The organism is Chromobacterium sp. CCUG 30098, assembly GCF_059916605.1.
Genome location: NZ_JAUCGS010000004.1, coordinates 317,047 through 342,670, shown reverse-complemented (window position 1 = coordinate 342,670; position 25,624 = coordinate 317,047). Strand labels below are relative to the sequence as shown.

At 65.0% G+C, this 25,624-nt stretch carries 26 protein-coding genes; 7 read left to right on the top strand and 19 right to left on the bottom strand.

Features of this window, described 5'->3' with window-relative positions:
- Positions 1 to 133: 133 nt before the first annotated feature.
- Entirely contained in the window at positions 134 to 1,522 is a 1,389-nt protein-coding gene (hflX, locus tag QUG03_RS12015) for a GTPase HflX (RefSeq protein WP_107799717.1), read from the bottom strand.
- A 161-nt stretch (positions 1,523 to 1,683) separates the two neighbouring features.
- Here hflX and QUG03_RS12010 point away from each other — a divergent pair, with 161 nt between their 5' ends.
- Positions 1,684 to 2,949, top strand: a complete 1,266-nt coding sequence (locus tag QUG03_RS12010) for a DEAD/DEAH box helicase (RefSeq protein ID WP_500820078.1) — start codon at positions 1,684 to 1,686, stop codon at positions 2,947 to 2,949.
- Positions 2,950 to 3,095: 146 nt separating this feature from the next.
- On the opposite strand, the gene QUG03_RS12005 is transcribed toward QUG03_RS12010, so the two are convergent.
- Positions 3,096 to 3,875, bottom strand: a complete 780-nt coding sequence (locus QUG03_RS12005) for an HAD-IIA family hydrolase (protein WP_107799719.1) — start codon at positions 3,873 to 3,875, stop codon at positions 3,096 to 3,098.
- Between the two features lie 323 nt (positions 3,876 to 4,198).
- Between QUG03_RS12005 and QUG03_RS12000 the strand changes: the two genes are divergently transcribed.
- The 3 genes from QUG03_RS12000 (at position 4,199) to QUG03_RS11990 (ending at position 7,018) form a co-directional block, all read left to right on the top strand.
- Positions 4,199 to 4,939 (top strand): acetoacetate decarboxylase, encoded by a 741-nt coding sequence (locus QUG03_RS12000; RefSeq protein WP_107799720.1) that lies wholly within the window; start codon positions 4,199 to 4,201, stop codon positions 4,937 to 4,939.
- 112 nt (positions 4,940 to 5,051) lie between these two features.
- Positions 5,052 to 5,834: a 3-hydroxybutyrate dehydrogenase gene (locus QUG03_RS11995; RefSeq protein WP_500820077.1), complete on the top strand. Its 783-nt coding sequence runs from the start codon at positions 5,052 to 5,054 to the stop codon at positions 5,832 to 5,834.
- Entirely contained in the window at positions 5,831 to 7,018 is a 1,188-nt protein-coding gene (locus tag QUG03_RS11990; protein WP_500820076.1) for a DUF3734 domain-containing protein, read from the top strand. The genes QUG03_RS11995 and QUG03_RS11990 overlap by 4 nt, the downstream gene beginning before the upstream one ends.
- 35 nt (positions 7,019 to 7,053) lie before the next feature.
- On the opposite strand, the gene yfcF is transcribed toward QUG03_RS11990, so the two are convergent.
- The 13 genes from yfcF to cmk form a co-directional block, all read right to left on the bottom strand.
- Positions 7,054 to 7,677, bottom strand: coding sequence for a glutathione transferase (yfcF, locus tag QUG03_RS11985; RefSeq protein WP_227103997.1), 624 nt, complete (start codon positions 7,675 to 7,677; stop codon positions 7,054 to 7,056).
- Between the two features lie 155 nt (positions 7,678 to 7,832).
- On the bottom strand, positions 7,833 to 8,717 hold the full coding sequence (gene cysM, locus QUG03_RS11980; RefSeq protein WP_107799724.1) for a cysteine synthase CysM: 885 nt from the start codon (positions 8,715 to 8,717) through the stop codon (positions 7,833 to 7,835).
- A 94-nt stretch (positions 8,718 to 8,811) separates the two neighbouring features.
- Entirely contained in the window at positions 8,812 to 9,255 is a 444-nt protein-coding gene (locus QUG03_RS11975; protein WP_227103999.1) for an NUDIX hydrolase, read from the bottom strand.
- Complete coding sequence (rfaD, locus tag QUG03_RS11970) at positions 9,252 to 10,247, bottom strand: ADP-glyceromanno-heptose 6-epimerase (protein ID WP_107799726.1); 996 nt, start codon at positions 10,245 to 10,247, stop codon at positions 9,252 to 9,254. Before rfaD ends, QUG03_RS11975 begins: the two co-directional genes overlap by 4 nt.
- 55 nt (positions 10,248 to 10,302) lie before the next feature.
- Complete coding sequence (locus QUG03_RS11965) at positions 10,303 to 10,881, bottom strand: DUF924 family protein (protein ID WP_500820075.1); 579 nt, start codon at positions 10,879 to 10,881, stop codon at positions 10,303 to 10,305.
- A gap of 36 nt (positions 10,882 to 10,917) precedes the next feature.
- Positions 10,918 to 11,880, bottom strand: a complete 963-nt coding sequence (rfaE1, locus tag QUG03_RS11960; protein WP_304502833.1) for a D-glycero-beta-D-manno-heptose-7-phosphate kinase — start codon at positions 11,878 to 11,880, stop codon at positions 10,918 to 10,920.
- Positions 11,881 to 11,888: 8 nt separating this feature from the next.
- Positions 11,889 to 13,208, bottom strand: a complete 1,320-nt coding sequence (locus QUG03_RS11955; protein ID WP_227104003.1) for a UDP-glucose dehydrogenase family protein — start codon at positions 13,206 to 13,208, stop codon at positions 11,889 to 11,891.
- Between the two features lie 3 nt (positions 13,209 to 13,211).
- Positions 13,212 to 13,949 carry an orotidine-5'-phosphate decarboxylase gene (gene pyrF, locus QUG03_RS11950; protein WP_107799730.1) on the bottom strand — a complete coding sequence of 246 codons (738 nt, stop codon included), beginning with the start codon at positions 13,947 to 13,949 and terminating at the stop codon, positions 13,212 to 13,214.
- Between the two features lie 183 nt (positions 13,950 to 14,132).
- Positions 14,133 to 15,293 (bottom strand): lipopolysaccharide assembly protein LapB, encoded by a 1,161-nt coding sequence (lapB, locus tag QUG03_RS11945; RefSeq protein ID WP_199225882.1) that lies wholly within the window; start codon positions 15,291 to 15,293, stop codon positions 14,133 to 14,135.
- Between the two features lie 120 nt (positions 15,294 to 15,413).
- Positions 15,414 to 15,707 carry a LapA family protein gene (locus QUG03_RS11940; protein ID WP_019104285.1) on the bottom strand — a complete coding sequence of 98 codons (294 nt, stop codon included), beginning with the start codon at positions 15,705 to 15,707 and terminating at the stop codon, positions 15,414 to 15,416.
- A gap of 135 nt (positions 15,708 to 15,842) precedes the next feature.
- On the bottom strand, positions 15,843 to 16,157 hold the full coding sequence (locus QUG03_RS11935) for an integration host factor subunit beta (protein ID WP_019104286.1): 315 nt from the start codon (positions 16,155 to 16,157) through the stop codon (positions 15,843 to 15,845).
- Between the two features lie 7 nt (positions 16,158 to 16,164).
- Complete coding sequence (gene rpsA / locus QUG03_RS11930; protein ID WP_085951937.1) at positions 16,165 to 17,856, bottom strand: 30S ribosomal protein S1; 1,692 nt, start codon at positions 17,854 to 17,856, stop codon at positions 16,165 to 16,167.
- A gap of 92 nt (positions 17,857 to 17,948) precedes the next feature.
- Positions 17,949 to 18,617 (bottom strand): (d)CMP kinase, encoded by a 669-nt coding sequence (gene cmk / locus QUG03_RS11925; RefSeq protein WP_107799732.1) that lies wholly within the window; start codon positions 18,615 to 18,617, stop codon positions 17,949 to 17,951.
- A 229-nt stretch (positions 18,618 to 18,846) separates the two neighbouring features.
- On the opposite strand from cmk, the gene aroA reads away from it, so the two are divergent.
- Both aroA and QUG03_RS11915 read left to right on the top strand, forming a co-directional pair.
- Positions 18,847 to 20,139: a 3-phosphoshikimate 1-carboxyvinyltransferase gene (gene aroA, locus QUG03_RS11920; protein ID WP_107799733.1), complete on the top strand. Its 1,293-nt coding sequence runs from the start codon at positions 18,847 to 18,849 to the stop codon at positions 20,137 to 20,139.
- A gap of 118 nt (positions 20,140 to 20,257) precedes the next feature.
- Positions 20,258 to 20,677, top strand: a complete 420-nt coding sequence (locus tag QUG03_RS11915; RefSeq protein ID WP_107799734.1) for a pyrophosphohydrolase domain-containing protein — start codon at positions 20,258 to 20,260, stop codon at positions 20,675 to 20,677.
- A 185-nt stretch (positions 20,678 to 20,862) separates the two neighbouring features.
- On the opposite strand, the gene QUG03_RS11910 is transcribed toward QUG03_RS11915, so the two are convergent.
- Positions 20,863 to 21,495, bottom strand: coding sequence for a class I SAM-dependent methyltransferase (locus QUG03_RS11910; RefSeq protein WP_107799735.1), 633 nt, complete (start codon positions 21,493 to 21,495; stop codon positions 20,863 to 20,865).
- Between the two features lie 144 nt (positions 21,496 to 21,639).
- On the bottom strand, positions 21,640 to 22,269 hold the full coding sequence (locus QUG03_RS11905) for a LysE family translocator (protein ID WP_107799736.1): 630 nt from the start codon (positions 22,267 to 22,269) through the stop codon (positions 21,640 to 21,642).
- Between the two features lie 209 nt (positions 22,270 to 22,478).
- Here QUG03_RS11905 and QUG03_RS11900 point away from each other — a divergent pair, with 209 nt between their 5' ends.
- Positions 22,479 to 23,900, top strand: coding sequence for an aminotransferase-like domain-containing protein (locus QUG03_RS11900; protein WP_235087745.1), 1,422 nt, complete (start codon positions 22,479 to 22,481; stop codon positions 23,898 to 23,900).
- A gap of 1 nt (position 23,901) precedes the next feature.
- On the opposite strand, the gene QUG03_RS11895 is transcribed toward QUG03_RS11900, so the two are convergent.
- Together QUG03_RS11895 and QUG03_RS11890 are read right to left on the bottom strand one after the other, a co-directional pair.
- Entirely contained in the window at positions 23,902 to 24,876 is a 975-nt protein-coding gene (locus QUG03_RS11895) for a L,D-transpeptidase (RefSeq protein WP_107799738.1), read from the bottom strand.
- 140 nt (positions 24,877 to 25,016) lie between these two features.
- A complete protein-coding gene (locus QUG03_RS11890) occupies positions 25,017 to 25,520 on the bottom strand; it encodes a DUF2938 domain-containing protein (protein ID WP_235087743.1) in 504 nt (167 codons plus the stop codon).
- Between the last annotated feature and the right edge of the window lie 104 nt (positions 25,521 to 25,624).

Sequence of the window (25,624 nt, the reverse complement as noted above, 5' to 3'; positions counted from 1 at the left end):
CATGAGGGAGGGATTATACGCAGATGCGCGCTCACGGAGGATAAGCCTCTGCGCCATCTCGGCGAAACGCGGGGCGGCGGGCGCGTTCCAGGAACGGCCCGGCTCCGCCACGCCCGAGCCGTAGGCTCAGGCCTCAGACTTCCCAATACTCCTTCTGACGCCCCTGCGAGCCGGGGTTCAACTGCTCGCGCAGGCTGCGCAGCTTGTCCGGCTCGCCGCGCACGCGGAACCAGCTGCCCTCTTCCTCCGCACGTTCTTCCAGCACCTGGCAGTGGCTGTAGATTTCGCCGCGCAGTTGCTGGGCGGACCACGGCAGCAGCAGTTCGCCTTCCTCCAGATCGCGCTGGAAGAAGGCCACGATCAGCGCGCGCAGCGCCGCCACTTCCTCGGGGCGGCGCGCGCTCATCACCACGCAGTCCGGATAGCGTTGCCGCAGCTCGGCGGCCCAGGCCGCCTGCTCGGCCGCGTCGCCGACATGGTCTATCTTGTTGAACACCCGGATGCGCGGCACTTCGTCGGCGCCGATTTCCTTCAAGACCTCATCGGTCACTTCCAGCTGACGCTGGAAGCCCGGGTCGCTGGCGTCGATCACATGCAGCAGCAGGGCCGCGTCCAGCGCTTCTTCCAGCGTGGACTTGAACGAGGCCACCAGGCCGTGAGGCAGGTTCTTGATGAAGCCCACGGTATCGCTGACCAGCACCCGCGGCACGCTTTCCGGGTAGATGGCGCGCACCGTGGTGTCCAGGGTGGCGAACAGCTTATTGGCCACCAGCACTTCGCTGCCGGTCAAGGCGCGCATCAGCGTGGACTTGCCGGCATTGGTGTAACCCACCAGCGACACCCCGCCCAGACCCTGGCCCTGGCGCTCCAGCCGGCGCGCGCGCTGGGTCTTGCGCTCCAGCTCCATCGCGACGATTTCGCGCTGCAGCTCGGCGATGCGGTCGCGCACCTTGCGACGATCCAGCTCGGTATGCGATTCGCCGGCGCCGCGCCCGCCCATGCCGCTGCGCTGCCGGCCTTGCGGCCCGGCCAGCTTGGCCGCCTCGCGCAAGCGCGGCGCCATATAACCGAGACGGGCGATTTCCACCTGGGCGCGCGCCGCGCGCGAGCGGGCGTTGCGGTGGAAGATCTCCAGAATCACCATGGTGCGGTCCATCACCTCGCAGCCGACGGCCAGCTCCAGATTGCGCGCCTGCGACGGCGAGATTTCGTGGTCCACCAGCAAGGCGTCGATCTCCACCGTACCGGCGTCCAAGACCGGCGGCGCGTCCTCCAGTTCGTCGTTGCGAAGACCGCGATTGACGAACTGGCTGATTTCCTCCAGCTTGCCCACGCCCATATAGGCGGTGCGGTCGAAGCTGTTACGCTTTTGCACAAAGGTCCGCACCACTTGGAAGCCCAGGGTCTTGGCCAGTTCGCTCAGCTCGGTGAGCGAGGCCTCGAACTCGACATCGCTGACATCGGGCAACTGGACCGAGGCCACCAGGGCGTAGCGGGGTTTCTCTTTGACTTCTGTTTGCATGTGCGTATGACTTTAACTTGATAGCGAGCCCAGATAGTACTCGCAAACGGAACTTCCCGCTGCGCAACGCGCGTTGCGGCGACGCCACGCCCCGCTTGACCCGGCCGCGGGCAGCGTCGATACTCCTGCCGCTTCAAGTACATCGCCGTCAACGCCAATCCATGTCATTCACCTCACTGGGCCTGTCGCCCGCCCTGGCCCAGGCCGCCAGCGATCAGGGCTATCCGGCCCCCACCGCGGTTCAGCTCGCCGCCGTCCCCGCCGTTTTGCAAGGCCACGACGTGCTGGCCACCGCGCAAACCGGTTCCGGCAAAACCGCGGCCTACTGCCTGCCGCTGTTGCAGCAATGGCTGGCTGGCCGTCAGGCCTCGCCTCGCCAGACGCAAACGCTGATCCTGCTCCCCACCAGGGAACTGGCGGCGCAAGTGGGCGACGCCCTGCGCCAGCTGGCCCAGGGCCTGCCGCGCCGGCCCAAGATCGCCGTGGTCTTCGGCGGCGTCTCCATCAATCCTCAGATGATGGCCTTGCGCGGCGGCGCCGACATCGTGGCGGCCACGCCCGGCCGGCTGCTGGACCTGCTGGCGCACAATGCGCTGCGGCTCGCCGCCGTCGACACCCTGGTGCTGGACGAGGCCGACCGCCTGCTCGACCTCGGCTTCGCCGACGAACTGGCCAGCGTGCTGGCGCAGCTGCCGCCCTACCGGCAAAACCTGATGTTTTCCGCCACCTTCCCCCCCGCCGTGCGCGCGCTGGCGGAGCAATTGCTGAACCAGCCGCGGCATATCGACATCGCGCCCGGCGACGTCGCCGCGCCGGACATCCGCCAGCGCGTCATCGAGGTGGACACCGGCCGGCGCACCATGTTGTTGCGCCATCTGCTGCACACCCATGGCTGGGAGCGGGCTCTGGTCTTCGTGGCCAGCCGCCACACCGCAGACCGAGTGGCCGGCAAGCTGCAGGCCGCCGGCGTCCGCGCCGCCGCGCTGCACGGCGATTGCAGCCAGGGACAACGCGGCCAGGTGCTGGCCGACCTCAAGTCCGGCCGCCTGCAAGTTCTGGTGGCCACCGATGTGGCCGCGCGCGGCATCGACATCGCCCGCCTGCCGGTGGTGGTGAACTACGATCTGCCGCGCTCGCCGGTGGACTACACCCACCGCATCGGTCGCACCGGCCGCGCCGGCGCCAGCGGCGAGGCCATCAGCTTCGTCAGCGCCGATTGCGCCGCGCATTTCCAATTGATAGAGAAACGCCAGCGACTGCGGCTGCCGCGCGAACGGATCGCCGGTTTCGAACCCGTCGCCGCCAGCCCGGCCGCGGCCGCGAGCGCCGCCACGAACCCGGCGGCCGACAACGGCGGCGTCAAGGGAAAACGCAAGAGCAAGAAGGACAAATTGCGGGAAGCCGCGGCCCAAGCCGAGCAGCGCTGAGCGCCTCGCCGGGCCGAGCGGGATCTAGACGGCAAACAAACAGGGCCGCCCCCAAACGGGAGCGGCCCTGTTTTCGTCCGACGCCGGCCTGACCGGCCATGGCTTGTTCAAAGCCTCGCGACGCGCAACAGAACGTAGCCAGGCTCTTACAAGGCCCCCGGATCAATCTCCGCCACGCTCTCGAACACATAGTCCGGCTGGTAGGGAAACTGCTCCATGGATTCGCGCGACGACACGCCGGACAACACCAGCGCGGTGCCCATGCCGGCTTCTATGCCGCCGACGATGTCGGTGTCCATCCGGTCGCCTATCATCACCGCCTCCTCCGGATGCACGCCCAGCTTGCGGGTGGCCAACATCATCATCAGCGAGTTCGGCTTGCCCACGATGTAGGGCTTCTTGCCGGTGGCGGCCTCGATGGCGGCCAGCAGCGTGCCGGCGGCCGGCTCGTAGCCGCCGCCCTCTATCGGATCGATCATATCCGGGTTGGTGCCGATGAATTTGGCGCCCTGGTCGATAAAACGCACCGCCTTCTTGATCTGCTCGAAACTGAAGGTCTGGGACTTGGCCACCACCACGTAATCCGGATGGGATTCGGAAATGGAAAACCCCACCTTGTACAGCTCGTTGATCAGGCCCGCGCCGCCCACCACGTAGGCGGTGGGCATGGCCTTGCGCGTCTGGCTGCGCAGAAACATCGCCGTGGCCATCGCGCTGGTGATGAAGTTGTCTTCCGTCACGCCGTTGATGCCCAGGCTCTCCAGCTTCAGCCTCAGGTCCAGCGGCGTCTGCTCCGCGTTATTGGTCAGAAACAGGAAGGGCGTGCCGCCCTGCGTCAGGCGGTTGACGAAATCGCGCGCGCCCGGAATCAGTTGCTTGCCCCGATAAATCACTCCGTCCATGTCGGAAATGATGCTTTTGCTCATACGGTCCATCCAAAACTGCAAGTGCCGACTCCGCCGGCACGGTGGCGGGCCGCGGCTCATTCGCCGCAACGGCGACAGCATAGCACGGCGGCGCGGTGGCCGACGCCCCCCTTGCCGCCGAGCGGAAAGACAGCAGCCGGGCGCGCGGCGTCGTCCCAATGGACAGGCGACGCCGCGCCAAGCTATCTGTATGGGATCTTTGCCTGTACCATCGGAGCCAGATGCACGCACGCCCGTCGGGCCGTTCCGCCGGCGGGCTCCTTTCGCAGCAGCGGCCGCGCCGTCCCGGCGCGACCTTTTGCCATCCAGGGAGCGCAGCACGTATGAACATCGACGCCATCCGCGAGCAGGCCTTCGCCATGCCGCTGACCAACCCCGCCTTCCCCCGCGGCCCCTACCGCTTCACCAACCGCGAATTCTTCATCATCACTTATCGCACCGATCCGGCCAAGCTGCGCGAGGCGGTGCCGGAACCGCTGCAGCCGGCCTCGGATCTGGTGAACTTCGAGTTCATCCGCATGCCGGACTCCACCGGCTTTGGCGACTACACCGAAAGCGGCCAGGTGATCCCGGTTCTGCTGGGTGGCGTGGCCGGCAATTACACCCACGCGATGTATCTGAACGACCACCCGCCCATCGCCGGCGGCCGCGAACTGTGGGGCTTTCCCAAGAAGCTGGCCTGCCCGCGGCTGCAAGTGCGCACCGACACCCTAGTGGGCGAACTGGACTACGGCCCGGTGCGGGTGGCCACCGCCACCATGGGCTACAAACATCACGCCCAGGACGCCAGCGCGCTGCAGCGCTCCATGGTCAACACGCCCAACTTCCTCTTGAAGATCATCCCGCATGTGGACGGCAGCGTTCGCATCTGCGAGCTGGTGCGCTTTCACCTCAAGGACGTCACCGTGCACGGTGCCTGGAGCGGGCCGGCGGCGCTGGCGCTGTTCCCCCACGCGCTGGCCCCGGTGGCGGAACTGCCGGTGCTGGAAGTGGTGGAGGCGCGCCACATCGTCGCCGACCTGACCCTGGGCCTGGGCGAAGTGGAATTCGATTACCTGAACTAAGCGCCTGTACTTACAGAACCTGTTCAAAGTCTCGCGAGCAAGGACGAGACGAGGCGGAAACCGGCGCCAAGCCGCTATGCGGCGCACCCCACCCGACGACAAGGAGAGCAGCATGCAATTGAACGGCAAAGTGGCATTGATCACCGGCGCGGCCAGCGGCATAGGCAAAGCCATTGCGGAAACCTACGCCCGCGCCGGCGCGGCGGTGGCCATCGCCGACATCAACCTGACGGCGGCGCAGGCCGCGGCGGAAGAGATCAAGGCCGCCGGCGGCAAGGCGGTGGGCGTGGCGATGGACGTGACCCATGAGGAATCCGTCAACGCCGGCACCCAGGCAGCGGTGGACGCGCTGGGCGGGCTGGACATCCTGATCTCCAACGCCGGCATCCAGATCGTCAACCCGCTGGTGGACTACTCGTTTTCCGACTGGAAGAAGATGCAGGCCATCCACGTGGACGGCGCCTTTCTCACCACCAAGGCCGCGCTGCGCCATATGTATCAGGACAAGCGCGGCGGCACCGTGATCTATATGGGATCGGTGCACTCCCACGAGGCGTCCAAGCTCAAATCCGCCTACGTCACCGCCAAACACGCGCTGCTAGGCCTGTGCCGGGTGCTGGCCAAGGAAGGCGCGGAATACAATGTGCGCACCCACGTGATCTGCCCCGGCTTCGTGCGCACGCCGCTGGTGGAGAAGCAGATTCCGGAGCAGGCCAAGGAATTGGGCATCAGCGAGGAGGAAGTGGTCAAGCACGTGATGCTGGGCAATACCGTGGACGGGGTGTTCACCACGGTGGAAGACGTGGCCCAAACCGCGCTGTTCCTGGCCGCCTTCCCCAGCGCCGCGCTCACCGGACAATCGGTGATTGTCAGCCACGGCTGGTATATGCAATGACGCCGCCGCACAACCCCGCCTGCCCGCAGAGCGGCGGCCTGTACCAGAGCCGCAGCCTGCCGCCCGGCCACCGCTACCAGGTGCTGGCGCTGGTGCTGCAGGGCGGCGGCGCGCTGGGCTCCTACCAGCCAGGCGTCTACCAGGGCCTGGCCGAGGCCGACCTGCACCCCAACTGGGTGGCCGGCATTTCCATCGGCGCGCTCAACGCCGCCATCATCGCCGGCAACCCGCCGGAGCGGCGGGTGGAGCAGTTGCGCGCCTTCTGGGACACCATCTGCCGGCCGCCGTTTCTGCCGGCCAGCCCCTTCAGCCAACTGGACACCCACCATTGGCCGGCGGGGCTGAACGGACTGATGGCGAGCTGGGAGGCCTGGCGCGCGCTGACCGAGGGCCAGAACGGCTTCTTCCTGCCGCGCTCGCCCTGGCCAAGCGGCGCGCCCTCGCCCGCCAATTGCAGCCTTTACGACACCGCTCCGCTGAAGGGCACGCTGGAACGTTTCGCCGATTTCGACCGCATCAACGACAGCGATCAGATGCGGGTGTCGGTGGGCGCGGTCAATCTGCGCAGCGGCAACTTCGTCTACTTCGACAATACCCGCCAAAAACTGCGCGCCGAGCATTTCATGGCTTCCGGCGCGCTGCCGCCGGGCTTTCCGGCGGTGGAGATAGACGGCGAGTACTACTGGGACGGCGGCCTGGTGTCCAATACGCCGCTGAAGCAGATACTGAGCACCGAGCCGCGCAAGAACTCGCTGGTGTTCCAGGTGGACCTGTGGAGCGCCAAGGGCGAACCGCCCACGGACATGAAGGCGATCGCGATGCGGCAGAAGGACATCCAGTACTCCAGCCGCACCCGGCAGATCACCGACACGATGAAACGGGAACAGAACTACCGCGGCTTGCTGCGGCAGCTGATGGAACTGGTGCCGGAGGCGCAACGCGAACACCCGGCCTACCGCCACGCCCACGAACTGGCCTGCGGCCGGCTGTTGAAGGTGATACACCTGATCTACCAGGACAAGGAGTACGAAGACCACCACAAGGATTATCAATTCGGCGCCCAGACCATGCGCGCGCACTGGGCCAGCGGCTATCAGGACATCCGCCGCACACTACGCCATCCGGACTGGCTGGAGATGCCGTCGCCGGACCGGCCCTTCGTCACCCACGACGTGCATCGCTGAAACGGCAGTCCAGACGCGGGCGCGCGCTCAGCCTTTCAAGCCGAGGCCGCCCGCCGTCCCAGCGCCAGCCAGTCCTGCACCGCCGGCCGCCGCCATTGGCGCTCGGCGTAGGCGGCCAAGCGCGGCGGCAGCACATCGTCGTATTGCAGCCGTTTCAGCATTAGCGCGAGATCGGTATCGGCCAGACACCAGGCGCCGAACAGCTCGCCGCCGTCGGCCGGCAGCAATTGCTCCGCGGCCGCGATCAGCTTGCCGGCCGCCTGGCGCGCTTCCGGCGCCAGCGTGCCCGCCGCCGGACGCAGAAACACCACCTCGGTGTTGCGGTCTTCCCGCAGCGCCATCAGATCGCTGCGCAGCCAGGCTTGCAACTGGCGCGCGCGAGCGCGCTGGCGCAAGTCCTGCGGGTATAGCCGCGCGCGTTCGGGATAAGCGTCTTCCAGATATTCGGCAATGGCCGAGGATTCGCTGAGACGGAACTCGCCGTCTTCCAGCATGGGCACGCGGGCGGTCAGCGACTGACGCCGATAGTCGGCCGCCAGATTGGCCTGCGCCTCCAGGCTGACGGTCGATAGTTCGAAAGTCAGCCCCTTTTCTTTCAGGGCGACAAAGGCGGACAGCGCGTAAGGGCTGAGAAAACGGGAATCGACATGCAGCAGCATCGGAGCCTCCGGGACGGGGACAATGGACTCCCGATGCTAGCGACATGAGGCGCCGGACGCCAGCGCCAAAACGCGAACACTGCGTTCCGCCGCGCCGTCCGTCTTGTGACGCGGTTCACAAGCGCCTTGGCCGGAAGGGGCGTGAACCCTCGCTCTCAGCCGAACAGTCCGGTGGACAGGTAACGGTCGCCGCGGTCGCAGATGATGGAGACGATGACCGCGTTCTCCAGCTGACGCGACAGGCGCAGCGCCACCGCCAAGGCGCCGCCGGACGAAGGCCCGGCCAGGATGCCCTCCTCGCGCGCCAGTTGCCGCGCCATATCCTCGGCCTCCTGCTGGCCGACGTGCTGCAAATCGTCCAGTTGCGAGAAGTCGCAAATCTTGGGCACGTAGGGGTCTTCCCATTTACGGATGCCGGCGATCTGGCTGCCCGGCTCCGGATGCACGCCCACGATCTGGATCGCCGGATTTTGCTGCTTCAGATAGCGGCTGGTGCCCATGACGGTGCCGGTGGTGCCCATGCTGGATACGAAGTGGGTGACGCCGCCCCGGGTGTCATGCCAGATTTCCGGCCCGGTGCTTTCATAGTGGGCCAGCGGATTGTCCGGATTGGAGAATTGATCGAGGATGCGGCCCTGGCCGGCGGCTTCCATCTTGCGAGCCAGGTCGATGGAACCCGGCATGGAGGCTTCCTTGGGGGTCAGGACCACTTCCGCGCCGTAGGCGCGCATCGCCTGCACCCGCTCGGCGCTGGAGTTCTCCGGCATGATGAGGATCATCTTATAGCCCATCATCGCCGCCGCCATCGCCAACGCGATGCCAGTGTTGCCGCTGGTGGGTTCGATCAGCGTATCGCCCGGCTGAATCTCGCCGCGCTCTTCCGCGCGACGGATCATGGACAGCGCCGGCCGGTCTTTGACCGAGCCCGCCGGGTTATTGCCTTCCAGCTTGACCAGCACGATGTTGCTGGTGACGCCGGGCAGGCGCTTGAGTCTGACCAAGGGGGTGTGGCCGACGAAATCTTCCAGATGCTTGTACACGACGCGTTCTCCAACGGGGAACGGCCATTATACCGATTGGCTATCAGCAAAGACGGAATCCTTATGTCTAAGCAAATAACCGTTGCTGCAACTATCAGCCCGCGGACGCTTCCGCCAGCATCACCAGCAAGTCCTCAGGGAAATAGCGCGCGCCGGACGCGGCCAGTTCCTCCGGCGGCCACCAACGGCCCCGCCCCATCACCCGCCGCTCAAGCTCGGTCCAGCCGCCGTCGTCCAGCCTCGCGTGTTCGACGCGGATCAGGAAGAAATGCTCAAGCGCCCGCACCCGTTCTCCGTCCAACAGCGTCAACTCGAATGAGCGGCGGGCCACCGGCGAGCCGGGATCGGCGATAAGGTGACCGGTCTCTTCACGGCATTCGCGCCGGGCCGCGTCCGCCAGGCTTTCGCCGGCTTCGAGTTCGCCGCCCGGCGTGAACCAGTATTCGGCCCGGTCCGCCGGCTGATAGGGAAAGAGCAGCACCCTGCCCGCCGGGTCCAGCATCAGCAGCCGCGCCGCCTGCCGGACGCGCAGCGTCATTGCTTGATCAGCCAATCCACGTAGCGATCCACGCCCTGCTCGACGTCAAACAGCTCGGCGCCGTAACCGGCGCTGCGCAGTTTGCCGATGTCGGCCTGGGTGAAACTCTGATATTTGCCCTTGAGCGCGTCTGGGAAGTCCACGTATTCGACGATGCCCTGAGCCGCCATCTCGTCCAGGCTCAGCGCCGGCTGGCCGTCATGGCGGCGGCAGGCGTTGACGGTGGCCACGGCCACGTCGTTGAACGGCTGCGAGCGGCCGGAACCCAGGTTGAAGATGCCGCTCTTTTCCGGGTGGTCCAGGAAATACAGATTGATCTTGGCCACATCCTCCACCGACACGAAGTCGCGGCTTTGCATGCCGTTGCCCCAGCCGTCCCAGCCGCCGAACAGCTTGACCTTGCCGTGTTCGCGATACTGATTGAAGTGGTGGAAGGCCACCGAGGCCATCCGGCCCTTGTGCTGCTCGCGCGGGCCGTAGACGTTGAAATAGCGGAAGCCCACCGCCTGCGCGCTCAGGCCTTCCTTCATGCGTTGGCGCAGCACTTGGTCGAACAGGAATTTGGAATAGCCGTAGACATTGAGCGGGCCTTCGTACTGGCGCTCTTCCTTGAACACGGTGCCCTTGCCGTAGGTGGCGGCGCTGGAGGCGTAGAGGAACTGAATCTCCTCGTGCTGACAGTAGTCGAACAGGGCCAGCGTGTACTGATAGTTGTTATCCATCATGTACTTGCCGTCGTGGTTCATGGTGTCGGAACACGCGCCCTGGTGCAGGATGGCGGACAGTTCGCCCTCGAACTCGCCTTCCAGCAGCAAGGCCAGGAAGTCGTGCTTGTCCATATAGTGGGCGATTTCGCAATCCACCAGATTGCGGAACTTGTCGCCGCTGGACAGATTGTCCACGGCGATGATGTCGGTGACGCCGCGCTCGTTCAGCGCCTTGACCAGGTTGGAACCGATAAAACCGGCGGCGCCGGTGACGACGATAGTCATGTTTTGCCTTTCCGCCGCCGGCCATCGCCGACGGCGCGAGAATATTGCTGCGCGTTTAAAAACCGGCGCCGGGCTCGGCCAGATAGGCCTTCTCGTCCGGCGTGTCCGTCCGGCCCAGCGCGGCGTTGCGATGCGGGAAGCGTCCGAAGCGGACGATCACGTCCCGGTGGCGGTGCGCGTAATCGATAAAACTCGCCATGGCCGCGTCCTCGGCCATGGTTTCAAACAAGCGCACGGCTTCGTCCTGATCCGCCAGCGACTCGCTGTGCTCGAACGGCAGATAGACGAAGGTGCGGGCGATATGCGGCAGTTGCCGGTCCAGGCCGCGCGTCACCATCTCGCGCGCCAGCGCCAGCGCCTGGCCGTCGGTGGCGAAGGCCTCGGCCGAGCCGCGGAACAGATTGCGCGGGAATTGATCGGTCAGAATCAGCCAGGCCAGACCGCGGCGAGCGTCGCCGGCCTCCGCCGGCAGTTCCCCGGCGCGCGCCTGTCGCCACGCGTCCAGGAAGCGTTCGCGGATAATGCCGTCGAACACTTCATCCTTCTTGAACCAGGCGCTGCGCGGCACCGACAGGAAACTGTCGTCGCCGCCGCCAAACCAGAACGCCAAGATGGCATCGGTATAGTGCTTCATGTGTTCTCCTTCAGGATCCAGCCTGACTGGACGGGATCACACGGCGAAAAGTTCGCGCTGGCTGCACACCGCGGTGCCCAGCTTGCCCACCACCACGCCGGCGGCGGCGTTGGCGAGACTCATCGCCACCGGAAGCGGCTGGCCGGCGGCCAGCCCCAGGCCTAGCGTGCCGATCACGGTGTCGCCGGCGCCGGACACGTCGTAGACTTCGCGCGCGAAGGTGGGCTGATGCACCACGCCCTCGTCGCGGAACAAGGTCATGCCCTCCTCGCTGCGCGTCACCAGCAAGGCGTCCAGCGCCAAGTCCGCGCGCAAGGCCTGCGCCTTGGCGGTCAGCTCGCTCTCCGACGCCCAGCGGCCGGCCACCTGGCGGAACTCGCTGCGATTGGGCGTCAACAGCGTGGCGCCGGCGTATTTGCTGTAGTCGTCGCCCTTAGGATCGATCAACACCGGCTTGCCGGCCTGGCGCGCCAGTTCGATCATCTTGCTGACGTGGGTCAGCCCGCCCTTGCCGTAATCGGACAGGATCACCACGTCGTGCTCGGCCAGGATCTGCTGATACTCTTCCAGCTTGCCGGCCAGGATCTCATGGCTGGGCGCGTCCTCGAAGTCGAGGCGGATCAGCTGTTGCTGCCGCGCCACCACGCGCAACTTGATGGTGGTGGCGATGCTGGGGTCGCGCTTCAGCGAGGTGGCGATGCCGTCCGCGGCCAGCAGGCGCTCCAGCGCCGAGGCGGCTTCGTCGTCGCCCACCACCGACAGCAAGGTGGCCTTGCCGCCCAGGCCGGCGATATTGCGCGCCACGTTGGCGGCGCCGCCGGCGCGCTCTTCAATGCGCTCGATCTTGGCCACCGGCACCGGCGCTTCCGGCGAAATGCGGGTGGCGTCGCCGAACCAATAACGGTCCAGCATCACATCGCCCACCACCAGGACTTTCGCTTGCGCCAGTTCGGCGGCCAGTTTGGAGCTGTCCAGCCCCAGGTCTTGCATCAGGCCCATGATTATCCTCAGCGGCCGATCGCGAAGTAATCGAAGCCCTGCTCGCGCATCCAGGCCGGATCGTACATATTGCGGCCGTCGAACACTAAGGGCTGCTTCAGCGCTTGCTTGACCGCGCTCAGGTCCGGCGCGCGGAACATCTTCCATTCGGTGACGATCAGCAAGGCGTCGGCCTGCCGCAACGCCGCCATCATGTCGTCGGCGAAGCTCAGGCCGGCGATGTCGCCCATCACCCGCTGCGCTTCATGGACGGCCACCGGATCGAAGGCCACCACTTCCGCGCCGCGGCGGCTCAGTTCTTCCGCGATCACGCGGCTGGGCGCTTCGCGCATATCGTCGGTGTTGGGCTTGAAGGCCAGGCCCCACATCGCGAAGCGGCGGCCGGACAGATCTTGGCCGAAACGCGCCAGCACCTTGTCCACCAGGCGCAGCTTTTGCAGATCGTTGGCCTCTTCCACCGCGCTCAACACGCGCAAGTCATGGCCGTTTTCCTTGGCGGTCTGCACCAGGGCCTTGACGTCCTTGGGGAAGCAGGAGCCGCCGTAGCCCACGCCCGGATACAGGAAGTGATAGCCGATGCGCGGATCCGAGCCCATGCCCAACCGCACTTGCTCGATGTCGGCGCCCAGGCTCTCGGCCAGATTGGCCAATTCGTTCATGAAGGAGATGCGCGTCGCCAGCATGGCGTTGGCCGCGTACTTGGTCAGTTCGGCGGAGCGCACGTCCATCAGCAGCACGCGCTCGTGATTGCGCTGGAACGGCGCGTACAGCCGGCGCATCATCGCGGCCGCGCGCTCGTCGTCTACGCCGATCACCACGCGGTCCGGACGCATGAAGTCGTCGATGGCCGCGCCTTCCTTCAGGAATTCCGGGTTGGACACCACGCTGAATTCCAACGCCTCGCCGCGCTCGGCCAGGGTTTCCGCCACCGCCGCCTTGACCAGGTCGGCGGTGCCCACCGGCACCGTGGACTTGTCGACGATGACCTTGTAGTCCGTCATGTGGCGGCCGATATTGCGCGCGGCGGCCAGCACGTATTGCAGGTCGGCGGAGCCGTCCTCGTCCGGCGGGGTGCCGACGGCGATGAACTGCACGTCGCCGAAGGCCACAGACTCGGCGATGTCAGTGGTGAAGCTGAGCCGGCCGGCGGCGACGTTGCGCCGCACCATGTCTTCCAGACCGGGTTCGAAAATCGGAATGCCGCCCTGTTTCAGGATGGCGATCTTATTGGGATCCACATCCAGGCAGCACACGTGATAGCCGGTTTCCGCCAGACACGTGCCGGTCACCAGACCGACATACCCCGTACCGATAACTGTGATTTTCATATTTTATTGAGCCTGATAGTGCTGAATGTCTTGATTGATCGCGCGCAACACGGCCAGCGGGTCGGCGGCGCGGGTGATGGGCCGGCCTATCACCAGATAATCGGAGCCTGCGGCCAGCGCGGTCGTCGGCGTCATCACCCGGCGCTGATCGTCGGCTACGCTGTCCGCCAGGCGGATGCCCGGCGTCACCAGTTTGAATTCGCGGCCCAGCGCGGCTTTCAGTTCGCCGGCTTCCTGGGCCGAACACACCACGCCGTCCAGCCCGCAGTCGCGGGTCAGCGCGGCCAGCCGCAGCACATGCTCTTGCGGCGAAGCGGCGATGCCGATTTCGGCCAGATCCGCCGCTTCCATGCTGGTCAGCACCGTCACCGCGATCAAGAGCGGACGCTGGCTGTACGGCGCCAGCGCCTCGCGCGCGGCCTCCATCATCCGGCGGCCGCCGGAGGCGTGCACATTGACCATCCAGACGCCGGCTTCCGCCGCCGCCTTGCAAGCATGGGCCACGGTATTGGGAATATCGTGGAACTTCAAATCCAGAAACACCTGAAACCCTCTGGCCACCAGACTCTCCACCAGGCTGCGGCCGGAGGAGGTGAACAGCTCCTTGCCCACCTTGAGGCGACACTCGCTCGGGTCCAGGCGGCTGGCGAAGCGCAAGGCGCTGTCCGCGTCGGCAAAGTCCAGGGCCACGACGACGGGCGAAGTCGGCTGCGCCGCGTCGGCTGCGATCAAAGGATTCATGCTTGCTCCATTCTTGCCGCCGACGCTCGCCGACGGCCGGTATTCAAATCAGCGCAGCCGCTCTCTGGCGGCTGCACAACTATCCCTACGCCCAAGCCGCTGACAACACCTCGCGGAGAAGCAGAGGCAAGGCGCGCAGACGTAAGCAGTACATCTAGGCGTTTTGTTCAGCGGCGCTGCTGCTTACTGCGATTCCGTCCGGTTGGCGGTGAAGCCCTCCCACTCGCCGCAGGCCGGGCAATGCCAGAAGAAGGCGCGCGAGCGGAAGTTGCAGCATTTGCAACGGTGCACGCTCAGGCGCTGCGCGTGCTTGAGCACCAAGGCGCGCGCCACTTCCGCGTCCATCCGCCCTTCCGGGCTCAATTCGTCCATCTGCGCCTCGATCAAGCGGTAGACGCCGGACAGGCTGGGACGGGCGTGCACGCCCTCGCGCGCCACTTCCAGCGCTTTTTCCTCGCCCTCGTAAGTGGCGATCTTCTGGTACAGCAGATCGGTCAGTTCCAGCTGCGGGAATGTCTTCTGATAGCCGCGCAGCAAGGCGATGCCTTCCAGCGGCTTGTCCAGCCGCTCATAGGCGTCGAACAGCCGCTCGGCGGCCATCGACAAGTATTCGTAATTCTGCTTTTCAATGTTCTGCCAGGCCGCGATCGCCGCCTCCACATGACCGCCGGCGAACTCGATATCTCCGAGGATCAAGCTGGCGCGCACGCACTTGCGGTTGGCCGTGAACGCTTCTTCCACATAGTGGCGCGCTTGTTCGCTATTGGATTTGTACAACTCGCCCTGGGCCAGTTCGCAATAGAACTGCGCCACCTCGTGCTGGAAGGAATGCGCGTCGCTGCGCAATTCCTTGGCGGTGGCGATGGCCTTGTGCCAATCGCGGTCCTGCTGGTAGATGTCCAGCAGCTGACGCCGCGCGGCCAGGCCCATATTGCCGTCCTGCAGCTTGATCAGAATCTCTTCCGCCCGGTCCACCAGACCCGCTTTACGGAAATCCTGGGCCAATTCGAAGCGCACCGCGTCGCGGTGCTCGGCCGGCAGATCCGGCGCGTCCAGCATGCGCTGATGCAACCGGATGGCGCGGTCGTTCTCCCCGCGCTTGCGGTAGAGCTTGCCCAAGGTGTGCTGCAACTCCAGCGCCGACCCTTGCTGGCGCGCCACTTCGGCCAGGGCCGAGGCGGCGATATCGGTCTTGTCCTCCACCAGCGCGTCCAGGCCGCGGAAAAATCCGGTCGGCACCGCCTTCGCCTGTTTCAGCACCGTGCGCATGTCCACGCGCGCGGCAAACCAACCCAGGCCGAAAAAGGCCGGAAACAATAGCAACCACCACAAATCCAGTTCCAACAGCAATCCTTTCCGGACAAACAACAACAGCCGCTCCCGGGCGGCATCATCAAGAACGACGGATTCCATCGCGGCGGCGCCTAGGCGCGGCGCCGGCTCGCTCCGCCGCTCGCGCTAGGCTCAATCGGCGATCGCGTCGCTGGGGTCGCTGATCACCTTGCTGGCGGGGGGACGGTTGCGCAATTCTTTTTTCAATTGGGACAGCTCTTTCCGGCTGCGCAGATAATAGCCGAGCGTGGCGAGCAGACCGACCAGCGCGCCAACCACGAAAAACAGCAGCAGAAACACAATCAGCGGCGCGGACCAGGACTGGCCGAAGAACAATTTGAATTCAACCGCATGGCTGTTTTGCACGGTGACCGCGATCAGGAATACCAACAGGGCCAATTCAACGATACGAAGCAGGTAACGCATGATCTCGCTCGATTTGTTTGCCGGAGTGCAAGTTTAAACGATAGCCCGGCGCAACCCAAGCTGGAATTTCAGCCGCGCAAAGAAAAAGCGCCGCAAAAAGCGGCGCTTCGGATTCGCTAGACAGGGCTTGAACGCCTAGGCTTCGCTCTGCTCCAACAGGGACAGATCGACGCGTTCGCGCAATTCTTTACCCGCCTTGAAATGCGGCACATATTTCTCAGGAACCGAGACGCTGGTGCCCGACTTGGGGTTGCGGCCAATCCGCGGCGGACGGTAGTTCAAATCGAAACTGCCGAAACCGCGGATTTCAATCCGGTTTCCCTGCGCCAGGTTATTGGCCATCGCATCCAAAATGGTTTTGACGGCCAACTCAGCGTCTTTGTAGACCAACTGAGAATTGCGCTCGGCGAGTCGTTCCGACAGCCTAGCGATCAGCTCAGATTTGGTCATGTCTCAATTACTCGTTAGAGCCGGACAGTTTTGCCTTCAGCAAGGCACCCAGATTGGTGGTGCCAGCGGAAGCGCTGTCAACGGACAGGCTCTTCAGAGCAACGTTGTCTTCCTGAGCGTCTTTAGCCTTGATGGACAGGCTGATGTTGCGGGACTTGCGGTCCACGGCAATGATCACGGCTTCCACTTCTTCGCCGTCCTTCAGAACGGAGCGAGCGTCTTCCACGCGGTCGCGGGACAGTTCGGAAGCGCGCAGGTAGCCTTCAACATCGGTGTCCAGAGTCACGACGGCGCCTTTGGCGTCAACGGACTTCACGGTGCCCTTAACCAGAGCGCCCTTGTCGTTCATCGCAACGAAGTTGTTGAACGGATCGCCTTCCATCTGCTTGATGCCCAGGGAAATGCGCTCTTTCTCAACGTCGATGGACAGAACAACGGCTTCAACCTCGTCGCCCTTCTTGAACTTGCGCACGGCTTCTTCGCCAGCTTCGTTCCAGGACAGGTCGGACAGGTGAACCAGGCCGTCGATGCCGCCCGGCAGGCCAACGAACACGCCGAAGTCGGTGATGGACTTGATCGCGCCCTTCAGCTTGTCGCCTTTGTGGAAGTTGTCGGCAAACTCGTTCCACGGGTTGGCCAGGCACTGCTTCATGCCCAGGGAGATGCGACGACGGTCTTCGTCGATTTCCAGGATCATCACTTCCACTTCGTCGCCAACCTGAACAACCTTGGACGGGTGTACGTTCTTGTTGGTCCAGTCCATTTCGGACACGTGCACCAGGCCTTCGATGCCCTGTTCGATTTCCACGAACGCGCCGTAGTCGGTCAGGTTGGTCACCTTGCCGAACAGACGGGTGCCGGACGGGTAGCGGCGGGACAGGCCCACCCACGGATCTTCGCCCAGTTGCTTCAGACCCAGGGATACGCGGTTCTTCTCTTGGTCGAACTTCAGTACCTTGGCTTCCACTTCGTCGCCCACGGCCAGAACTTCGGACGGGTGCTTCACGCGGCGCCATGCCAGGTCGGTGATGTGCAGCAGACCATCGATGCCGCCCAGGTCAACGAACGCACCGTAGTCGGTGATGTTCTTGACGATACCCTTGATGATGGCGCCCTCTTTCAGGGTTTCCAGCAGAGCTTTGCGCTCTTCGCCCAGGGTTTCTTCCAGCACGGAACGACGGGACACAACAACGTTGTTGCGCTTGCGATCCAGCTTGATGACCTTGAATTCGATCTGTTTGTTTTCGTACGGGGTGGTGTCTTTCACCGGACGCACGTCAACCAGGGAACCCGGCAGGAAGGCGCGGATGCCGTTGACCATAACGGTCAGGCCGCCTTTGACTTTGCCGCTGATCAGACCGGACAGGATCTTGCCGGTTTCCAGAGCCTCTTCCAGCTCCACCCAAGCGGCCAGGCGCTTGGCTTTTTCGCGGGACAGCTTGGTTTCGCCAAAGCCGTTTTCCAGCGCGTCGATGGCGACGGTAACGAAGTCGCCGATGGCCACTTCGACCACGCCTTGGTCGTTCTTGAATTCTTCAGCCGGAATCAGGGACTCGGACTTGAGGCCTGCGTTCACGGTTACAAAGTTGGAATCAACTGCCACCACTTCGGCAGTGATCACCTCGCCCACGCGCATGTCGTGAAGGGTCAGGCTTTCCTCAAACAGCTGAGCGAAGTTTTCCATGGAGAGGGTAGTCATCAAGCGTACTCTCGGTGCGCGCCTTGCGGCGTGCGGGGTTAGGGTTGCACAACGGGTTTATTGCCTTGCAGCATTTTCACCCGACAAAAAAATCATAGGCCGGAGACCTGTCTTTCCTCGAACCAACGTAGAACCTGTGCGACCGCCTGGTCGATGGTCAGCTCCGTGGTGTCGAGCAAAAAGGCGTCCGGCTCCTGGCGCAGCGGCGCTACCGGCCGGGCGGCATCGCGCGCGTCCCGATCGATAATGTCCTGCAGAATCCGTGGGAGATTAGCAGAATCTCCCTTGCCGATCAACTGCTTATAGCGGCGCTCGGCGCGTTCCTCGGCGCTGGCGGTCAAAAACACCTTCAAGGCGGCGGCGGGAAACACCACCGAACCCATGTCGCGGCCGTCCGTCACCAGGCCCGGCAACTGGCAGAAATCGCGTTGGCGCTGCAACAGCGCGGCGCGCACCGCCGGCAGCGCGCCCACCTTGGACGCGCCGATGCCGATTTCCTCGCTGCGTATCGCCGCGCTGGCGTCGTTGCTCTCCAGCCACACCGCCCCGTCGGCGAACTCCACCGGCAAGCCGGAGGCGGCCGCGGCCAGGCCCGGCTCGTCGTCCCAGCCTATATTGTGACGCTGCGCGAACAGCGCCAGCAGCCGGTAGAGCGAGCCCGAATCCAGATAATGAAAACCCAGCCGCGCGGCGACCAGGGCGGCGACGGTGCCCTTGCCCGAGGCGGACGGGCCGTCGATGGCGATGACAGGTGCGGTCATGTACAGACGATGTCCTTGCAGAAATTCGCGCCGGCCGCCGCGACGGGCAACCGGCCAAACCGTCGATTTTATCTCAAAGCCGCGGGCCGGCGCAGCAAGATTCTACGACGCGCGCCGCGCCGACGCGCCGCCACGCGGGTTTGCGCAAAGACCTTCCTGGCGGTTACATTGTCCGACGGGCGCCGCGTCGCCCTTCGCCAACCCCAAGAACACAAGATCCCGAACCGCCATGGAACAACTGCATCTCGCCCCCGTCCTCCGCCTGTCCGGCGCCATCAAGCTCCCCGGCTCGAAAAGCATCTCCAACCGCACCCTGCTGCTGGCCGCGCTGGGCAGCGGCAGCACCCTGGTGCGCGATCTGCTGGATTCGGACGACATCCGCCACATGCTGGCGGCGCTGAAGCTGCTGGGCGTGGAGATCGAACAGATAGGCGACAGCCGCGACTTCCGCGTGCAGGGCGTGGGCGGCGAATTTCCGGTTAAAAGCGCAGATCTATTCCTCGGCAACGCCGGCACCGCCTTCCGCCCGCTGACCGCCGCGCTGGCGCTGATGCAGGGCGACTACCAACTCAGCGGCGTGCCGCGCATGCACGAACGGCCGATCGGCGATCTGGTGGACGCGCTGCGCGTGGCCGGCGCCAAGATTCAGTACCAAGGCCAGCCCGGCTACCCGCCGCTGACCATCGCGCCGGCGCAACTGGAGGCCGGCCGGGTCATCCCGGTCAAGGGCAATGTGTCCAGCCAGTTCCTCACCGCCTTGCTGATGGCGCTGCCGCTGACCGGCGAAACCGCGGTCATCGAAGTCAGCGGCGAGCTGATCTCCAAGCCCTATATCGAAATCACCCTCAACCTGATGGCGCGCTTCGGCGTGCGGGTTGAGCGCGACGGCTGGCGCCGCTTCACCATCCCCGGCGGCCAGACTTATATTTCCCCGGGAGAGGTTCACGTGGAAGGCGACGCCTCCAGCGCGTCCTATTTCCTCGCCGCCGGCGCGCTGGCGGGCGGCCCGGTGCGGGTGGAAGGCGTGGGCGCGGACAGCATTCAGGGCGACGTCAAGTTCGCCGACGCGCTGCGCCTGATGGGCGCCGAAGTCAGCATGGGGCCCAATTGGATAGAAGCCCGCGCCAGCCTCCCGCTCAAGGCGATAGACGCCGACTTCAACCACATCCCGGACGCGGCGATGACCTTGGCGGTGGCGGCGCTGGCCGCCGACGGCACCAGCACGCTGCGCAATATCGAAAGCTGGCGCGTCAAGGAAACCGACCGCCTGAGCGCGATGGCCGCCGAGCTGCGCAAGGTCGGCGCCGTGGTGGAAGAAGGCCAGGACTACATCCGCATCACCCCGCCGCCGGCCTTGACGCCGAACGCCGAGATCGACACCTACGACGACCACCGCATGGCGATGTGCTTCTCCCTGATTTCGCTGCTGGGCGCCCCGGTCACCATCAACGACCCCAAATGCGTGGCCAAGACCTTCCCCGATTACTTCGACGCGCTGGCCGCGCTGAGCGCTCAGGCGTAAACCCCGCGGCGCCCTGATCCAGCCCCGCCCCGGCGGGGCTTTGTTTTGCCCGCCGCTTGCGCCCCGCCCGCCGATAAAACACAATATATGGATCACAAAAACAGAAAGACGCTAAATAATGGAAAACTTCTTCGCCCTACGCCGCCAATTCATGCAGCAGTTCGACATCCCCAGCCCGGCTCAGCCGCAATGGCAGCCGCAGCAGCTGGCGATGTGGGAGACCATGTTGGGCGAAGAGCTGGCGGAATTCCAGCAAGCGCTGGCCGACTACAAGCGCCAGGACGGCGATGAAGCGGAACGCGCGCGCCGGATGGCGGAGCTGCTGGCCGAGGGCGTGGACGTGCTCAATGTGCTCAGCGGCCTGCTGATGTCGCAAGGCCTGCCGCTGGAAGAGATGACGCGGGAGATCCACGCCGCCAATATGCGCAAATGCGTGGACGGCAAGATTGTGCGCCGCGAGGACGGCAAGGTGCTGAAGCCGGCCGGCTGGCGGCCGGCCGACAAGGAAGGAGTGATACGCCGGGCGCTGGAGTCCTGAGAACCTGTTTACGTCCTGCTGCGCGTCGTGAAACGTGACGCGGCGAGTACCGCTTCGAAATACTCATGCACCACGTGTACATTCCGCTTTCTCAGCCGCAACGCCTTGTCTCATCTTAGCTCGCGAGATCGTAAACAAGTTCTGAGAGCCCGATAAAGCCCGCCGCGCGTCGGCGGCAACGGCGCTCAGTGATCCCGCCGCGCGAACAGCCGGGCGATGCCGTGGTAATGCGGCTGGCCATGGCCGACATCCAGCGCATACTCCTCTTGATAGGCCAGCAGGCTCAGCGCCGAGAACTGACGGCGCAGCTCTCCCGGCTGGTAGTAATGCTTGACGTAGGAGGCCGTCTCGCTGGCCACCCGGCCCAGGGCGTCGCACCCCGGATCGTCGACCGTGAACACCGATACGAACAGATGGCCGCCCGGCTCCAGCGCGGCGGCCATCTGGCGCGCCAGCGCCTCGCCCTCGTCCGCACCCAAGTGATCCAGCGAAGTATTCGCGACGATCAGCCGGAAACGCCCCGGCTCCAGCTCCAGGCCGGCCAGATCCGCCACCCTGCCACTCACGTTCAGCCTGCGCTCGTCCGCCGCCTCGCCCAGACTCGCGATCGCCTCCGCCGAACCGTCCACCGCCGTCATCGCGAAGCCCCGCTGAGCCAGAAACAAGGCGTTGCGACCCTGGCCGCAGCCCAGATCCAGGCCGGCTCCGTCGCCCGCCACATGATATTTTTCCAGATACTGGACCAAGGACGGGGACGGCTTGTCCCCGTAGAAGGACGTGCTCGAACGATACACGCCGTCGAAACCCGCTGCTGTCATGATGATGCCCCCGTCTCGGCTGCCCGCCTACGGCCTACCCCGGCCCGGGTGCGTCCCAGGATACCTGTACGATAAGCCACCTACCCTTTTGGACAGCATAGACGATGTCCCCAGCAAGAACATCCTTATCGATTTAGCTATTCATCAAATCATTTGCGGCAGCGCGTGCAAGGACTGCGCCGGCAGCATTTCCAGCAACAGCCAGATCGCGGTTCCCGCCAACATCGCCGCCATGCCGCAATTGAAAACCCTCAACCGGCGCGGCGACGCCAGGAAGCGGCGCGCGGCCACGCCGGACCCCGCCCACAGCGCGATGCACGGCAGGCCGATGACGAAAGTCAGCGCCGCGAACAGCAGGCCGGCATGCCAGGCGTTCATCTTGGCCGGCAGAAACACCATCGCGATATTGAAACCCATCAGCCACACCTTGGGATTCAACCAGTTGAACAGCACCCCGCCCCAAAACCCCATAGGCGCGCCGCCGGATTCGCCCGCGGCCGGCGCCGAGCGCGCCATGCCCCAAGACAGCCACAGCAGATACAGGCAGCCGGCCATGGCCAGGTAAATCTGCACCGAAGCGATGACGGCGACCAGGCTTCCCAGAAACACCGTCAACAGGCCCACCTGCACCGACAGGCCCAGCGACATGCCCAGCAAGGCCGGCACCGTGCGGGAAAAACCGTGATTGACCCCGGACGAGGCCAATACCAGATTGTTCGGCCCCGGCGTGATCGACATCACCAACAGATAAGTCACCAACGCAACAAAGTTCATTACCGCTCCAAACCATAGCCAGCGGCCGGACAATCCGGACGCGACATGTTTTCAATGCTGGCCATGATAACGCCGCCGCAACATCGAATACAGATTCAGAAAAATTGAATTGGAACCATAACAGTTTTACAATTTCAAAACTGTTATGGTCGTTTTTGCGGAAAATTGTACCGATGGCGACCCCCACATCTGTCAGCGAGGCCCCCAGCATGAGCGACGAACCCCTCTATCAGCAGTTGGTCAACGAATGGATCACCCTGATCCAGACCGGCGTGGTGCAGCCCGGAGAACGGCTGCCCTCGGTGCGCAAGGCCTGCGAAATGCACAAGGTCAGCCCGTCCACCATCCTGATGACTTACCGCACGCTGGAGGACCGCGGCCTGATCGAGGCTCGGCCGCAATCCGGCTTCTACGTCAAATCCGCCGCCACCCTGCCGCTGCCGCGCATGCGCCGGCAAAGCGCCGCCCACCACGCCGGCGAGGTGGTGGACCAGATCGAAGCGGTGATGACGGCGCAGACGCGGGAGGATTTCATCGACCTGTCCTTGGCCAGCCCGCGCGGCAGCGACTTCTACCCCACCACCCGCTTCAAGCACATCATGGGGCGGCTGCTACGCCAGCACCCGGAGCTGACCACCGATTACCCGTTTCCGCCCGGCTCGGAACGGCTACGCCGCCAGATCGCCCAGCGCGCGGTCAGCTGGGGCTGCGTGCTGGCCGCCGAGGACCTGGTGATCACCAACGGCTGCACCGAGGCGCTGCAACTGGCCTTGCGCGCCTGCTGCAAGCCGGGCGACACCGTGGGCCTGGAATCGCCCACTTATTTCGCGCTGCTGCCCACGCTGAAGAACCTGGGCCTGAGCGTGATCGAAATTCCCACTCATCCGGCCAACGGCCTGTCGCTGGACGCGCTGGAACTCTTGCTGTCGGAGAAAAGGCTGAACGCCATCGTGGCCATGCCCACCGTGCACAATCCGCTGGGCTGCACCATGCCAGCCGAGGCCAAGCAAAGGCTGGCGGCCCTGGTCAACGAACACCAGGTGCCGCTGATCGAGGACGTGCCGCACGCCGATCTGCACTACGACGGCGCCACCCCGGACGCGGTCAAGGCCTATGACCGCGACGGCTGGGTGCTGCTGTGCTCCAGCTACAGCAAGACCTTGGCGCCGGGTTTTCGCATCGGCTGGATCGCGCCCGGGCGCTTCTTGCGGGAAGTGACGCGGCTGAAGTTCGCCAGCTCGCTGGCCCAGCCGCGCTTATTGGAGGAAACGCTGGCGGAATATCTGGAAACCGGCGGCTACGACCACCACCTGCGGCTGATCCGCCGCCACTTCATGAGCCAGATGGAAAGGCTGCGCGGCACCGTCGCCAGCTGCTTCCCGGCTCAGACGCGGGCCACCTCGCCGTCCGGCGGCTGCCTGCTGTGGGTGGAGCTGCCCAGCGGCGTGGACACCATGGCATTGTTCCAGACAGCGCTGGCCGAACGCATCACCATCGCGCCCGGCACGCTGTACTCGGCCAAGGGGCGCTACCGCAATTGCGTGCGGCTGTCCTGCTGCTATCCGTGGAACCCGGCGTACGAACGCGCCTTGCGGCGCGTGGGGGAACTGGCGGGAGAAATGGCCGACTGAATCAGGCCGGACGGCCGCTACGCGGCGGCTGGGCGCGCACCGCGGCGCGCGAAGAGGACGGCGCGGACGACGGCGCCACCGCCGGCGCGTGCTGCGGCGCGGACGCCGGCGGCGTAGCCTGCGACGGCAACGGACCACCCGGCTCGCGGCCGGCCGGTTCGCGCGCGAACTGAGTATCGTCCGCCTTGCCCGGCGACAGCCAGCGCACCGCGGACAGATCGCCGTCCACCTTGGCCTTGGCCACGTCCTTGCAGGTCAGACACACCGGCACGCCCTTGCGCGCCTTCAAAGCCTGGTCCACCCGCGCGCCGAACACCACCGCGGACTTTTGCTTCTGCCAGGCCAGCAGCGTTTCGGCCAGCATCGGGAAGGAAGGATCGTCCTGCTTGTAGTGATTGCGGTAAGCGGTCAGCCACAGTTCGCCGGCGGCGTCCTGGTTCAGCAACACGGTCTGATAAGCCACCGTGACCGCGTCGCCGCGGCCCACAGTCTTGGACAGCAGCAAGGCGTCGTCGTTTTTCATGCGCACGCAGCCATGGCTGCGGAAACCGGGCACCGAGCCGGGCGCGTTGGTGCCGTGAAAGCCCAGGCCCAGCTTGGCCTCGCCGAAACGAATGAAGACCGGCCCCAGCGGGTTCTTGGGCCCCGGCGGCACCACGGTCTGCACTTCCTTGCCGCTGCGGCGCATTTCTTCCTGGATGGAGCGCGGCACATGCCAGGCCGGCGCCTTGTAAATGCCGGTAATGTCGAAGCTGCCGATCGGCGTCTGGGTCAGCATCTTGCCCACCGCCACCGGATAGATCTTGGACAGCCTGCCGTCCTGGTACTGGAACAGCCGCGCCTGCGGCAGGTTCAGCACCAAGTGCAGGCCCGCGGGGTTGACCTGCACATCAGGCTCGGGAATCACCGCCGCGCCGACAAACGGCGCCACGCCAAGCCCAAGCCAACCCAACAGCCCAACACATCGCTTCAACATACCGCACCATATCTAAAATCACTATTGTTCGATTCTAACAGAAAGCGTGGGAAAGCAAGATTCTGACTATTACCAAGCCCCTGCCGCCTCCGGGCCGTCGCTAATATTGTCGGTTTTACGCCAGCATAGCCGGCTTGAGCTCAAAACGCAGGCCAATGCGCCAAAACCCAGGCCGCCGCGTACAGGCCCAGACCGAAACTGGCGTGCGCCGCCAGGCTGCGCCGGCGCGACAGCCATGGCCGCGGCGTTTTCGACGCGAAGAAACCCGCGCCCATCGCCGGCTGCATCAGCAGGAAAGGCGCCGCCGCGCTGGCGAGGCCGAACAAGAGCGCGGGCCCCGGCGTCGGCGCGCGCCACCAAAGCTCGCCGCACGCGGCCAGCAACAACAGCGCGAAGACGACGCCAATCAAATAATGCGCCAGCCAGCCCAGCGCCCGCTCGCCGCGCGCCGGCTCGGCGCGGGCGATGCTTGCGTGGCGGAAGCGGCCGCGCCGCCAATGCGCCATCCAGCGCCCCACCAGCGCGTAATCCAACGACGGCGTGCCAAAGCTCCGCCGCAGCCAGTACGCCCACGCATCCATCACCGCCGTGGCGCCTACGCCCACCAGCGCGCCGCGCGCCAACCATTCCGTCACCGCCTCCATGCCCTCTCCCCATCAACCATTCAATGCCCACGCCGCGCCCGACGCGACGCCGGCGCTGACAAACGCTGGCCAATAGATTATCATTAAATAGATTGATTGAATGA

Excerpts from the sequence above, each read along its gene's own strand:
- QUG03_RS12005 (WP_107799719.1), bottom strand. The coding sequence starts at position 3,875 with ATGAGCAAAAGCATCATTTCCGACATGGACGGAGTGATTTATCGGGGC.
- cmk (WP_107799732.1), bottom strand. The coding sequence starts at position 18,617 with ATGACCGCACCTGTCATCGCCATCGACGGCCCGTCCGCCTCGGGCAAG.
- QUG03_RS12010 (WP_500820078.1), top strand. The coding sequence starts at position 1,684 with ATGTCATTCACCTCACTGGGCCTGTCGCCCGCCCTGGCCCAGGCCGCC.
- pyrF (WP_107799730.1), bottom strand. The coding sequence starts at position 13,949 with ATGAATCCTTTGATCGCAGCCGACGCGGCGCAGCCGACTTCGCCCGTC.
- QUG03_RS11940 (WP_019104285.1), bottom strand. The coding sequence starts at position 15,707 with ATGCGTTACCTGCTTCGTATCGTTGAATTGGCCCTGTTGGTATTCCTG.
- QUG03_RS11895 (WP_107799738.1), bottom strand. The coding sequence starts at position 24,876 with ATGTTGAAGCGATGTGTTGGGCTGTTGGGTTGGCTTGGGCTTGGCGTG.
- QUG03_RS11890 (WP_235087743.1), bottom strand. The coding sequence starts at position 25,520 with ATGGAGGCGGTGACGGAATGGTTGGCGCGCGGCGCGCTGGTGGGCGTA.
- rpsA (WP_085951937.1), bottom strand. The coding sequence starts at position 17,856 with ATGACTACCCTCTCCATGGAAAACTTCGCTCAGCTGTTTGAGGAAAGC.
- QUG03_RS11995 (WP_500820077.1), top strand. The coding sequence starts at position 5,052 with ATGCAATTGAACGGCAAAGTGGCATTGATCACCGGCGCGGCCAGCGGC.
- QUG03_RS11915 (WP_107799734.1), top strand. The coding sequence starts at position 20,258 with ATGGAAAACTTCTTCGCCCTACGCCGCCAATTCATGCAGCAGTTCGAC.
- QUG03_RS11965 (WP_500820075.1), bottom strand. The coding sequence starts at position 10,881 with ATGAAGCACTATACCGATGCCATCTTGGCGTTCTGGTTTGGCGGCGGC.
- rfaD (WP_107799726.1), bottom strand. The coding sequence starts at position 10,247 with ATGACTATCGTCGTCACCGGCGCCGCCGGTTTTATCGGTTCCAACCTG.
- QUG03_RS11935 (WP_019104286.1), bottom strand. The coding sequence starts at position 16,157 with ATGACCAAATCTGAGCTGATCGCTAGGCTGTCGGAACGACTCGCCGAG.
- aroA (WP_107799733.1), top strand. The coding sequence starts at position 18,847 with ATGGAACAACTGCATCTCGCCCCCGTCCTCCGCCTGTCCGGCGCCATC.
- yfcF (WP_227103997.1), bottom strand. The coding sequence starts at position 7,677 with ATGCTGCTGCATGTCGATTCCCGTTTTCTCAGCCCTTACGCGCTGTCC.
- QUG03_RS11975 (WP_227103999.1), bottom strand. The coding sequence starts at position 9,255 with ATGACGCTGCGCGTCCGGCAGGCGGCGCGGCTGCTGATGCTGGACCCG.
- rfaE1 (WP_304502833.1), bottom strand. The coding sequence starts at position 11,880 with ATGGGCCTGATGCAAGACCTGGGGCTGGACAGCTCCAAACTGGCCGCC.
- QUG03_RS11990 (WP_500820076.1), top strand. The coding sequence starts at position 5,831 with ATGACGCCGCCGCACAACCCCGCCTGCCCGCAGAGCGGCGGCCTGTAC.
- QUG03_RS11905 (WP_107799736.1), bottom strand. The coding sequence starts at position 22,269 with ATGAACTTTGTTGCGTTGGTGACTTATCTGTTGGTGATGTCGATCACG.
- QUG03_RS11955 (WP_227104003.1), bottom strand. The coding sequence starts at position 13,208 with ATGAAAATCACAGTTATCGGTACGGGGTATGTCGGTCTGGTGACCGGC.
- hflX (WP_107799717.1), bottom strand. The coding sequence starts at position 1,522 with ATGCAAACAGAAGTCAAAGAGAAACCCCGCTACGCCCTGGTGGCCTCG.
- QUG03_RS12000 (WP_107799720.1), top strand. The coding sequence starts at position 4,199 with ATGAACATCGACGCCATCCGCGAGCAGGCCTTCGCCATGCCGCTGACC.
- QUG03_RS11910 (WP_107799735.1), bottom strand. The coding sequence starts at position 21,495 with ATGACAGCAGCGGGTTTCGACGGCGTGTATCGTTCGAGCACGTCCTTC.
- QUG03_RS11900 (WP_235087745.1), top strand. The coding sequence starts at position 22,479 with ATGAGCGACGAACCCCTCTATCAGCAGTTGGTCAACGAATGGATCACC.